Below are 12,448 nucleotides of genomic sequence, written 5' to 3' on the forward strand. Positions count from 1 at the left end.
TCATTCCTTTGATAATGCACTAATAGGATTTAAATTTGCTGCATTTCTTGCAGGGAAAAAACCAAAAACCACACCGATAAACATAGAACTTAAAAGTCCCAAAAGCACAGAATAAGCATTTAAAATCATAGGAAAATCTGTACTTAAAGTATTAAAAGCAAAAATAACAAAAATCGATAAAATCACACCTAAAATCGCCCCTATAGTACAAATCATAACCGCTTCGATTAAAAACTGCATCATAATATCTTCTCTTCTAGCCCCTATAGCCATGCGTATGCCTATTTCTCTTGTTCTTTCACTTACAGAAACAAGCATGATATTCATCACTCCTATACCCCCAACAATCAAAGCAATCATAGCCACACAAGCGGTAAGTATCGTTGTAGTGCGTTTATTTGCTGTAATAGCTTGCTTAAAGGTGTCAGAATTAAAAGTAAAAAAATCCTTTTGTCCGCGTTTAATTTCTAAAATTCTTATAATAGCATTTTCAGCCAAAGTTGAACTCACATCATCTTTAACCTTAACTATGATTTCACGCAAATTTCTATCTCCTGTAAGCTTATTCATCAGTGTTGTATAGGGTATATAAAGACGCACTACATTATCTTCTATAGGCTTGTCTGTATCTTTTTGCAAAACTCCTATAATCTTAAAAGGTTGAGAATTAAAAAGCACCACACGACCTAAAATATTTTCACTTTTTTCATCAGGAAAAAGATTTTTTTTAGCGTTAAAATCTAACACAGCAACATTGGTACTATTTTTTACATCATCATTATTTAAAATTCTTCCCGCATCTATCCTTAAACCTTCTATAGCAAAATTATTTACCCCCACTCCTTCAGCTCTTGCGCTTAAAGAAATATTGGTATAAGTTGCCACACCTGAAGTATTTGAATGAGCATCAACTGCTTCTAAATATTCTAGGGATCTTAGCGTTTCTAAATCACTAAAATTAAGCCTTGTTTTACCTGAACGCAAATCTCCAAAACCCCTTCCAGGACGAATTTCAATAGTATTTGTTCCAAGTCTTGCAATGGACTCAAGCACCTTAGCTTGAGAACCCAATCCCAAAGCTACAACACAAACTACAGAAGCAATACCTATGATGATTCCAAGCATAGTTAAAATAGAACGAAGTTTGTGTGCAAGTATGGAAGAATAAGCTATCTTAAAACACTCAAAGGCTTGATTTTTAAGCAAAGTAAGTGTTTTTTTCTCTTTGGGCATTGTTTTTAAAGTGAGTTTTTCTTGAGCTTTTTCCTTTTTAGTATCACTTAAAATTTCTCCATCTTTAATCTCTATAACCCTTTTAGCTTGTGCTGCAATTTTTGGATCGTGAGTTACTAAGACTATAGTATGACCTTGTGCGTTAAGTTTTTGTAAAATTTCAAGCACCATAATACCACTTTTACTATCCAAAGCTCCCGTTGGCTCATCAGCCAAAATAAGCTCTCCGCCATTCATCAAAGCTCTTGCTATAGAAACGCGTTGTTGCTGTCCTCCGCTTAATTCATTCGGTTTAGAATCTAACTTATGAGCTAGTTCCAAATCATTTAAAAGTTTTTTAGCGTTTTGACTTCTTTCTTGTAAATTTTTTCCCGCATAAACTGCAGGTAAAGAGACATTTTCTTTAGCACTCAGCAAGCTTAAAAGATTGTATCTTTGAAATATAAAGCCTATTTTTTCACGCCTTAATCTTGCTTTTTCATCATTATTAAGTTTAGTGACTTCATACTCATTAAAAACATAAGTTCCACTACTTGGTGTATCTAATGTTCCTATGATATTCAAAAGTGAAGTTTTACCACTTCCACTTTGTCCTATAATGGCAACAAATTCACCTTTTTCTATACTTAAACTTACATTTTTTAAAATGGCATTTTCGCCTATATTCTTGCAAATATTTTTAAGAAAAATCATTAAAATCTCAACTTCATTTTAGGAGCTAAGCCATCAGCACTTGAGCTTACTATCAATTCTTCATTTTCATTTACACCTTCTAAAATTTGAGTATTGATAGAATCTTTAATGCCAAGTTTGACATATTTTTTAACAGCTTTTTGATTTTCCAAAATTTCAACATAATAGCCTTTTGGATCACTTTTAATTGCATAAGTTGGCACTGCTAAAACAGCCTTTGCACTTGCTACAACAATTTCATTTTGTATACTCATACCAATACGCAAAAAATCATCTTTATTGGCTACATAAAATTTTGCGTAATAATAAATAGCATTTGATGAGCTTGAGCTTGAAGAACTCGAACTTGATGAGCTTGAGCTTGTGCTAGAATCACTCACTTCAGTATCAGCTGGATCTATACTTGCAATAGTAGCATGATAAGCTTTTTGAGGATCATTAAGCAAAGAAAAATCAAGCTCTGTTCCTACTTTTATCTTACTCACATCAGCCTCTGCTATTTCCATTCTTACTTCCATTTCGTCTAAATTAGCTATACGGACTATAGTAGGAGTGTTTTGATTAGCATTAACTGTTTGTCCTTCATCTACAGCTACATTAATCACAACACCATCCATAGGAGCAGTAATGGTTGTATAACCTAAATCTTTTTGTGCATTTTTAAGAGTGATTTCAAGCTGAACTACTTGAGCATTAAGCTCTGCAACATTGGCTTTTAAAGTATAATAATTATTTTTTTGAGTTTCTAAATTTTCAAGAGAACTTGCTTTAGCTGCATAAAGTTTTTGCTCTCTTTGATATTGCTTATTCGCAATCTCAAGGGCAACTTTTTTACTCTCTAAATTAGCCTTAGCGCTTTCAAGCTGAGCTTTTGTAATATCTAAATCGTTTTGTTGTTTATCTTTGTCAATTTGAGCGATCAAATCACCTTGCTTTACATGGGTTCCTACATCAACATAAAGTTTTATAATTTGTCCGCTAACTTGAGCACCTACATCGACTTGATCTTTGGCATATACCTTTCCTACTGCCTCTATGGTTTGAGATATATCTTTTTTTTGTATTTTTTGAGTTAAATAGCTGATTTTTTCATCATTATTAAAAAAAATAAAATAAGCCCCAACACTTCCAAGTATTGCAATTAAAACGATTAAAATAACCTTCTTTTTCATAATAACAAATCCTAAAGAAAAATCAAGATTAAATTTTACTCATTTTTTGTGAATTTTTTGTGAATTTTTAATTCTATTTTATAAATTTAAAAATTCTAAAGCCATCATCACATCACCTTGCATTAAGACTTTTAAATTTTCATCATCCCAACAAAAAGTAGAACTATGATGCAAAGCTGGATGATTTAAATCCTTTGAAATTCCAACAAACACATAAGCTCCCATTCTTTCTCGTGTTAAAAAAGCAAAATCTTCAGCCCCCATGTCAGGTTTAGAAGAAACAATGATATTTTCTTCTCCTAAGACCTTTGCAAAAGCTTTTCTTGCTATCAAAGCAGCTTTTTCATCATTAATCAATGGAGGAAATTCTTTAGTATATTTAAGCTTATAATCTCCACCATTAGATTTTGCTGTAGCAGCAGCCACTTCTTCTAGAGAACTTTGTAAAATATCTTGTGTTTTATCATTTAAAAAGCGCACAGTTCCTTTTAAATAAGCATTTGCAGGAATAACATTATAAGTAGTTCCTGCACAAATTTGACCTACGGTAATCACCCCTGCTTCATAAGGGGCTAAACGCCTAGAAACAACACTTTGTATATTATTTACAAATTGCGTTGCCATAATTATAGGATCTATACAAGTGTGCGGATGAGCTCCATGCCCTCCTCTGCCAATAAATTCCAAATCAAAAATATCCGTTCCAGCCATCATTTCGCCACTTACAATTTGAGCAGTATTTTCAAGCAAAGGCCCCCATAAATGACAACCAAAAACTGCATCAACATAAGGATTTTCCAATACACCTGATTCTATCATAGGTTTAGCTCCACCGCTTCCCTCTTCTGCGGGCTGAAACATAAATTTAATCGTGCCACAAAATTCATCTTTGAGCTCATTTAATATCAAAGCAGCTCCTAAAAGTCCTGCTGTATGTCCATCATGTCCACATGCATGCATCTTACCATCAATTTTTGAAGCATAACTTAGATTAGTTTTTTCTTGCACAGGCAAAGCATCCATATCCGCTCTTAAAAGAACGCATTTTGGTTTTTTCTGACTCTTCTTTTTTCCTTCTATAGTAGCTAAAATTCCTGTTTTTGCAATATTTTTTTGATATTTAATGCCAAACTCATCTAAAATTTTACACACTAAATGAGCTGTGTTTTCTTCTTCAAATTCAAGCTCAGGATGCATATGAATTTGATGTCTTAAATCAACTACTTTATCATAGTACTTTAGTACTAAATTTTCAACCAGCTTTTGCATTCTTTTCCTTAATCTAAATCTTTTATTTTCTCATCTGCTTTTTTACTGTCAAGTTTTTCCAAATTCGCCTCCATTTTTCGTATTTCTTCTTCTCCACTACGCACTAATTTGGTATCAATTTTGGAAAAATCTCCAGTTTTTTTATTTGGATATTCTACCTTAGAAAGTATAAAACGCAATAAATTTAATCTTGCTTTTTTCTTATCATCAGAAGAAATAATAGTCCAAGGACAAGTTGGAGTATTAGATGCTAAAAGCATAGAGTATTTAGCTAAAGTATATTTATCCCATAATTCTTGTGATTTTTGATCCACAGGAGATAATTTATATTGTTTAAGTGGATCACTTCGGCGTTTTTCAAAACGTTTTTTTTGCTCATCTTTTGATACTGAAAAATAAAATTTAAAAAAAATAATATCACTATTTGAAATCATATTTTCAAATAAAGGCACCTCTCTTAAAAAATCCTTATGTTGTTGCGGTGTACAAAAACCCATAACCGGTTCTACTCCTGCACGATTATACCAAGATCTGTCAAAAATCACAATCTCACCGGCCGAGGGCAAATGTGCTATATAACGCTGAAAATACCACTGTGTTTTTTCCACATCACTAGGTTTTTCAAGAGCCACAACGCGGCAACCACGCGGATTTAAATGCTCAATCAAACGTTTAATCGCTCCACCTTTTCCAGCCGCATCACGCCCTTCTATAAGTATAAGAACCTTTAAACCTTTGGCTTTAACATGATTTTGAAATTTCAAAAGCTCAATTTGCAAATTCTTTAAATCTTTTTCATATTCTATTGTACTTTTCTTTCTTTTAACAGAAACATAAATTTCATTCTTTTTAACAGCCGCTTGCGTTTTTGGAGAATTATTTTCTTGCATTTTCAAACCTTTATAAAGTATTTAAAGCAAATTTACCATAATAAATTATAATTGAAGCTAAAAATAAAGGAAAAAATAAGTTTTTAGGAAATTTATGCGTATTTTTGGTATTATTTTATTAAGTTTTTGTTTATGTTTTGCTTCTATATTGTCTTTAAATGAAGCTTTTAATGTAAAATCAAACTCTTATAATAACTCTATCTCAATTGATATTGAACTTGGAAAAGATATTTATCTTTATTCTAATAAACTTAAATTATATATAAATGAAAAAGATATAAGTTCTTTGATTAATCTACCTCAAAGTTCTACAAGAGGTAATGAAAATGTTTATTATCAAAAATTAAATTTAGCTTTGCCAAATTTATTACTAGAGCGCTTTGCAAAAAATACCACAAATTTAATCAAACTCGAATTTCAAGGCTGTTCTGAACAAGGCTTGTGTTATAATCCTCAAACTTGGTACTTTGATCTCATTTCTAAAAAAGATGCTTTTGAAATTTCAAAACCTTACAAAGCTCAAAAAACAGATAAAAAAACTAAAATTGAATCCGAAGAAAACTCTATAGCAAATTTTTTAGCAACAGATAACTTTTTTTGGATTTTGCTAAGTTTTTTTGGCTATGGACTTTTACTCTCCTTAACACCTTGTATTTTACCTATGATTCCGATTTTATCTTCTCTTATTGTAGCAAAAAGTAATGCTAAATTTTCAAAAAAATATAGTTTTTTTCTCTCTTTTATCTATGTTTTTTTCATGTCTTTAGCCTATGCTATTGCTGGAGTTATAGCAAGTTTTCTAGGAGCAAGTATTCAAGGAATTTTACAAAAACCTATTATTTTAATTCTTTTTGCTCTAATTTTCATAGCTTTTGCTTTTGCTATGTTTGGAGCTTTTCGTTTTGAATTGCCATTAAGATTTCAAACCTTTATACATAAAAAAAGCGAAAAAGGGAAGGGAGTTGTAGGTATAGCCATCATGGGATTTTTATCTGCTTTAATAGTAGGTCCTTGCGTAGCAGCTCCTTTAGCAGGTGCTTTAATTTATATAGCCAATACAGGCAATGCTTTATTAGGTGGTAGTGCACTTTTTATCATGAGTTTTGGTATGGGTATACCTTTGCTTTTCATAGGCTTAGGATTAGGTTTTATTAAACCTGGTTTTTGGATGGAAAAAGTAAAAATTTTCTTTGGTTTTGTTATGTTGGCTATGGCTATTTGGATACTTTCTAGAATTATTGAAGAAAATTACATTTTAATTGCCTATGGAATTTTAGGTGTATTTTTTAGTGTTTTTATGGGAATTTTTGAAAAAAGTTTTACAATAATTTCTAAAATTAAAAAAAGTATTTTAATTCTTATTTTAGCTTATTCTCTAAGTATTTTCCTAGGGGGACTTTTTGGGGCTAAAAATTTCTTAAATCCTTTAAATTTCAATACTATATCTGCCTCAAAACCTGCTTTAAGCTATGATTATATCAACAATTTTGAACAATTAAAGCAAGAAATACAAACAAATACAAAGCCCATAATGCTTGATTTTACTGCATCTTGGTGTGAAAATTGCAAACTTTTAGATGAATTAACCTTTAGCGATGAAAGAATCATACAAAAAATGCAAAATTACAAACTTATCAAAGTTGATGTAAGCGAAAATAATAATGAACAAATTAAAACCATGAAAGAATTTAATGTTTTTGGCCCACCTGTTTTAATTTTCTTTGAAAATGGAAAAGAAAAATTAAAAATCACGGGTTTTATCAGTGCTGATGATTTATTAAAAAAACTAGAACCATGAAAATTCAAAGTTTGCAAATAGGGAAAATTAAAAACTATAAAAATTTCCAAAGCGCATTTATTAAAGATACTTACCTAGAAGAAACACAAATTGATTTTCTAGGTATTTTAGATGATCAAATAGCTGATAAAATTCATCATGGAGGCTACCATAAGGCTATTTTTGCCAACTCTTGTCAAAACTATCCTATATGGGAAAGATTTCTTAATAAAAAGCTAAATTTTGGCTCAATGGGTGAAAATTTGAGCATCGATGGGCTTTGTGAACAAAATGTTTGCATAGGTGATATACATCAAATTTCAAATGCAATACTGCAAGTAAGCGAACCTAGAAAACCTTGTGTAAAAATTTCTAAAATTCACAATAATCCAAATTTTACACATGAAATTTTTAAAACGGGCTTGAGTGGATGGTATTATAAAGTTTTACAAGTTGGACAAATACGAAAGCATGAAAACATTAAAATTTTAGAAAAAAATTCTACTTCACTTAGTGTATTTGAACTCAATCAACTTTTTTATTCCCCACATCAAATTCTTAAGAAAAATCCGAATTTATTAGATAAATTAGAAAAATTAAACTCTCTCATATCTCAAAATTGGCACGAAACGATACACAAACGCTTAAAAAATACTTACGATATAAGCTATATGGATAGCTTATAAGTTTTTAAAGTTATTTTTAGGTAAAATAATTCTTTTTTGAAAGGATAATCATGCAAAGACAAACATGGAGTAGCACACTAACTTATATTCTAACAGTTGCTGGAGCAACCATAGGATTTGGAGCAACTTGGCGTTTTCCCTATCTTGTAGGAGAAAATGGTGGCGGTGCTTATGTATTAGTTTTTTGTATAGCTATGATTATCATAGGCATTCCTGTTATTTTAGTTGAAAATGTCATAGGCAGAAAAGCGATGACAAATAGCGTAGATGCTTTCAAACAAAAATGGCAAAGTATTGGATATATGGGACTTTTAGGAAGCTTTGGCATAATGGCTTACTACATGGTACTTGGAGGATGGGTTTTAGTTTATATTTGGGAATTAACCCTAGGGAATTTTAGTCTTGCCAATGTAGTAAGCAAAGAATTTACTCATCAGTTTTTTAACGACAAAATAGCCTTCAATCCTTTAGGAGTTGGTATTTTTACCACTGTTTTTGTAATTATTAATTATATTATTTTAAAAAGAGGCATTATAGATGGTATAGAAAAATCCGTAAAATTTTTAATGCCTTTGTTATTTATCTGTCTTATTATTGTTGTAGGACGCAATTTAACCCTTGATGGAGCTATGGCTGGAGTTAAATTTTATCTTGAACCTGATTTTAGTAAAATTTTATCACCAAAACTTTTAATCGATGTTTTAGGACAAGTCTTTTTTGCTTTATCCCTAGGTTTTGGGGTAATGATAACACTTTCATCTCATCTTAATAAAAATGAAAATATGGCAAAAACCGCTATTTATACAGGGGTTTTAAATACTATCATAGCTGTTTTGGCTGGTTTTATGATTTTTCCAGCACTTTTCTCAGCGGGACTTGCTCCAGATAGCGGGCCTTCTTTGGTTTTTGAAACTTTACCTATAGCATTTTCTCATATCCATTTTGGCACCATTGTGTGTATTTTATTTTTTGTCTTACTCTTGATTGCAGCTTTAACCACAAGCTTACCAATTTATCAAGTTATTATTAGCGTATTAGAAGAAAAATTTAAATATTCTAAAAATCTTTCTATTAACCTAACTCTAGGATTTATCTTCATACTTGGTAATCTTCCTTGTATTCTAACTTATGGGCCTTGGCGTGATATTGTTATCATCAAAGGAAAAAACATTTTTGATAGTTTTGATTTCATTAGTGGAAATATTTTGTTTGTTTTAACTGCATTTTTTTGCTGCATTTACGTAGGTTGGATTTTAGGCAAACAAGAAAGTCTAAAAGAACTTAGCAATAACAATACACTTAAAAGTTCATGGTTTGGAATTTGGTTTTATTATGTAAAATATATAGTACCTTTGATTATTTTAATCATTTTTATCTATGGAATTTTAAACTAATTTTTTAAATTTATATCTCTCTAACATAGTGGAATTTCCTAAAATTCCACCTTGATGTATATAAAGCAATGGTTTTTTCCACTCTTGTTTTAATGCTATACTTAATCCTAAAATATCATACAACAAGTCAAATTCTATATTGCACTTTAACTTTAAATCCATATAAAGCTCATAAAATTCTTTATACGGCTTAGCAAAGTGATATTTTTTATCACTTGTTAAAAATTCTAAATTTGAAAAATCATAGCTTGGATCTAATGTTAAAATTTGTTTTTTAAGATATTTAATATCACCTACACAAGCGCAAGTAAATACTTTAAATTTAGAATACTTTGCCAAAAAAGCTGCCGAAGTGCCTGTACCCGAAGGTAAAAAAATATCAAAATCAAGCTTTAAACTTTGACTTTGCATTTGAATTTCTTGAGCAAGTTCCATATAGCCATATTGAGCTTCTAAATTAGCTATGCCTTGTTCTATAAAAATATCATCTTTTTTACACAAAGACAAAGCAAATTGCTTTAAGGATAAAGAATGGATATTTTCTACAAAATCAACACCATTTTCTAAAGCTAAAGCATAGTTTCCACAAGGATTATTCTTAAGAAAAGTAGAAATTTTTTCACAAGCAAAAACAAGCTTATATGATCTTTGTTTAGCAAAAATACTTAATGCCGCCAAAGCATTACTTTGGCTTCCTCCATAACTTACAAAAGATTGATTTTTAGGATATCTTTGATGGATATAAAAAGCAAGTTTCCTAGCTTTATTTCCATTAATTTCCCCTAATAAATCATCTCTTTTAATATAAAATTCAAATCCGTTAAAATTGATTTTTTGTATAGGACTAATTGTTTTAATGAAATTCAAAGAATTTTTCTACATCTTTTAAAGCATTATCATTTTTAATGCTAAATTTTATTTCTATGCGACGACTCTTATCCTTATCTTCAACTCCGTTGACAAACACAGGATCTGAAAAAGAACGTCCACTTGCCATTAAAAGCTTTTGAAGCTTATCACTCTTATAAAAAGTATAGATAAAATTCATCACCTCATAAGCTCTTTTTTGCGACAAATCTAAATTATAAATATAAGATCCATCACTATCAGTATGTCCTTCAATAATGATATTTTCAATGTTAGAAAAAATTTTTGGATCTTCAAGAATAGCATCAAAATATTCGCTTAAGATTTTTCTCAAACTTGCCTTTGCCTCATTTTTTAACACATAAGAATCTTTATCAAAAAGTACTTCAGCAGGCAAAGAAATAGATCCTGTCTTTTCATCTATAGTGATATTATTATCAAGCTTACTTTGTAATTCCTTGCTTAAATTTTCACGAATCAAACCAAGATTTTGCACCTTTTCTTTAGCTTTTTGAAAATCTTCTTGTAAATTTTTAAGCTCTTCATCTTTTTTCTCTAGTTGACCTAGTAAAATCAAAATTTGCTTATCTTTATTATCTAAAGTTGAGTTTAAATCTTTACTTAACTGCTTGTAATTTGTAATATTAGCCTCTAATTCTGCTTTTTGAGAATTAGCAAGATTTAAAGCACTAGAAGCATTGTTTAAATCAGAACTTAGTTTAAACACTATGGCTTCTTTATTTCTAAGCTCTTCTTTACTCTCCTCTAAGCGTGCCTCTTGTTTATTGAGATTATCTTTGATTTCTTTTAAATCACTTTGAGTTAAAACATATTTTACAACAATAGCACCTATTAGCAAAATAAAAACAAACAGCAATCCTGCCATTAAATCAGCATAAGCTATCCAAAAATTGCTATCTTCTTTTGACTCATTTTTCATTTATTTTCTTTATCTTCATTTTTTAACTCATCATTGCTTTCTTGCTTAGATATTTCTGCTTGAATTTCATCTTGATTTTCTTCAGTCTTAGACTCTGAAAAATCTTCTATTTGTTTGGTTTCATTTTCTTTATTCTGATTTTCATCCCCAGAAAGCTTGCTCATCATTTGACTTGTTTCTTCATCAAGTGCTTTCATTTCTTTTTTAAGCTCATCCATCATTTTGATTTTAGCATCGATACTTTTTTCTTCTTCATATACTTCTTTAAATTTATGCATACCTTCAAACAAGCTTGCTTTAAATCCCTCAAAAACCTTTTCTTGACTTTCCAACATTGCTTTTTCATAAAGTTCAAAATTTTTACCAAAACGCTCTACTTTTTCATCGAATGCACTTAGCGTCTTATCAAGATGATGAATTTTATCACTACTGATATCGAGCAAGCGATTATATTGTTCTGACATTCTTGTATTGATTTCTTTTAAATTTTGATTGAGCAAACCTATACCATTTAACATTTCACTATAAAGCTTTCCAAGATCGCGTTGATCTCTTTGTGCTTTACTAAGCTCACCCATGGTTTGTTTGATGTGTTCACTACTTAATCTAATAGCCTTTTCTTCTACATTTAGCATATCTTGGAAAATACCAAATTTTCTATCAATAGCATGATCAAGCTCTGCAAAAAAATCATCATTACTAACTTGTTTAAAAATTGCTCCAATTTTTTCAAAATGTTGCAAACTCTCGGTTAAATATCTTTGATCAAGCTCTTCTTTTGTCCAAAAAAATCCACTTGTAGCGTTTTTTTGACGATTTAGCAAACGATCTATTTTACTTTTACCATATTTTTCAAAAAACATCCACCATAATGCAAGAAAAATTCCATAAATTGAAACATAAAAAGCAGTTCCTACTCCACTTAACAAATCTGCAATTTCTTGTTCTAAAGCGGCTGTATCACTAGAGCTAAAATTTGGCATTGAAAAAGCTATGCTGATAAAAGTTCCTAAAATTCCCATCATTGGAAAAATTGCCGAACCTATACTAGCAAAATTCTCATTTCTTGCACCTTTAATATATGTATAAGCAAAGTCATCAAAATTGGCATTTGATTTCGTGTCTTTCCCTATGGCAAGAAAATGCCTCATAATATGTCTTTTTAAAGCCTGTTTAAATTCATCTTTTTGTTGTTCAAAAATACTATACGCATACTCAGCACTATGTCTAGCAAAAATCAATGCTGTAAAAAAAATCACACCTGTCATAATAACCGTATGTAATTCAACCTTAAAGTCAATTACATTAAAATAACCCAATAAAATCAAAATATAAAGAAAAGCTGGAATAAAAATAATTTTAAAATAAACCAAAGAACCTCTTGCGTCTTTGCCTTCAGGCAAAACAAGTTCTGAAATTTCATCTGATTTAATATCCATGAAACCAATACCTCATTAAAAATTTTATTTTAAAGATTGCTACTTAATTTGATAAAAATTTTTAAAACAAAATAAAACTAAGCCTTTA

Annotated in this window: 10 protein-coding genes; 3 read left to right on the top strand and 7 right to left on the bottom strand. The window is 30.3% G+C overall.

The window, feature by feature from the left end; all coding sequences use genetic code 11:
• The 4 genes from ELQ10_RS04050 to ppk2 all read right to left on the bottom strand — a co-directional run bounded on the left by ELQ10_RS04050 (position 1) and on the right by ppk2 (position 5,257).
• Positions 1–1,926 (bottom strand): ABC transporter permease, encoded by a 1,926-nt coding sequence (locus ELQ10_RS04050; RefSeq protein ID WP_134250228.1) that lies wholly within the window; start codon positions 1,924–1,926, stop codon positions 1–3.
• On the bottom strand, positions 1,926–3,098 hold the full coding sequence (locus ELQ10_RS04055; RefSeq protein WP_134250229.1) for an efflux RND transporter periplasmic adaptor subunit: 1,173 nt from the start codon (positions 3,096–3,098) through the stop codon (positions 1,926–1,928). Before ELQ10_RS04055 ends, ELQ10_RS04050 begins: the two co-directional genes overlap by 1 nt.
• 78 nt (positions 3,099–3,176) lie before the next feature.
• Complete coding sequence (locus ELQ10_RS04060) at positions 3,177–4,367, bottom strand: M20 family metallopeptidase (RefSeq protein WP_134250230.1); 1,191 nt, start codon at positions 4,365–4,367, stop codon at positions 3,177–3,179.
• 8 nt (positions 4,368–4,375) lie between these two features.
• Positions 4,376–5,257 (bottom strand): polyphosphate kinase 2, encoded by an 882-nt coding sequence (gene ppk2, locus ELQ10_RS04065; RefSeq protein ID WP_004316448.1) that lies wholly within the window; start codon positions 5,255–5,257, stop codon positions 4,376–4,378.
• Between the two features lie 94 nt (positions 5,258–5,351).
• Between ppk2 and ELQ10_RS04070 the strand changes: the two genes are divergently transcribed.
• Genes ELQ10_RS04070 through ELQ10_RS04080 form a run of 3 tightly spaced genes read left to right on the top strand, consistent with a single transcriptional unit; the run spans position 5,352 to position 9,114 of the window.
• The gene (locus ELQ10_RS04070; protein WP_134250231.1) at positions 5,352–7,055 is read left to right on the top strand and encodes a protein-disulfide reductase DsbD; all 1,704 of its coding nucleotides are present in this window, start codon (positions 5,352–5,354) and stop codon (positions 7,053–7,055) included.
• Complete coding sequence (locus ELQ10_RS04075; RefSeq protein WP_134250232.1) at positions 7,052–7,720, top strand: MOSC domain-containing protein; 669 nt, start codon at positions 7,052–7,054, stop codon at positions 7,718–7,720. Before ELQ10_RS04070 ends, ELQ10_RS04075 begins: the two co-directional genes overlap by 4 nt.
• A gap of 50 nt (positions 7,721–7,770) precedes the next feature.
• Positions 7,771–9,114, top strand: a complete 1,344-nt coding sequence (locus ELQ10_RS04080) for a sodium-dependent transporter (RefSeq protein ID WP_002852070.1) — start codon at positions 7,771–7,773, stop codon at positions 9,112–9,114.
• Here ELQ10_RS04080 and ELQ10_RS04085 read toward each other — a convergent pair.
• From ELQ10_RS04085 to ELQ10_RS04095, 3 genes are read right to left on the bottom strand one after another with little or no spacing between them, the layout of a single operon-like run.
• Entirely contained in the window at positions 9,106–9,981 is an 876-nt protein-coding gene (locus tag ELQ10_RS04085) for a 1-aminocyclopropane-1-carboxylate deaminase/D-cysteine desulfhydrase (protein WP_002855258.1), read from the bottom strand. The genes ELQ10_RS04080 and ELQ10_RS04085 overlap by 9 nt on opposite strands.
• Positions 9,968–10,921 (bottom strand): OmpA family protein, encoded by a 954-nt coding sequence (locus ELQ10_RS04090; protein WP_002852313.1) that lies wholly within the window; start codon positions 10,919–10,921, stop codon positions 9,968–9,970. The genes ELQ10_RS04085 and ELQ10_RS04090 overlap by 14 nt, the downstream gene beginning before the upstream one ends.
• Entirely contained in the window at positions 10,918–12,360 is a 1,443-nt protein-coding gene (locus ELQ10_RS04095; RefSeq protein WP_002866471.1) for a MotA/TolQ/ExbB proton channel family protein, read from the bottom strand. The genes ELQ10_RS04090 and ELQ10_RS04095 overlap by 4 nt, the downstream gene beginning before the upstream one ends.
• Positions 12,361–12,448 lie beyond the last annotated feature (88 nt).

The sequence above is a fragment of the Campylobacter sp. US42a genome (genome assembly GCF_004379055.1).
In the GTDB taxonomy this organism is placed as follows: Bacteria; Campylobacterota; Campylobacteria; order Campylobacterales; family Campylobacteraceae; genus Campylobacter_D; species Campylobacter_D jejuni.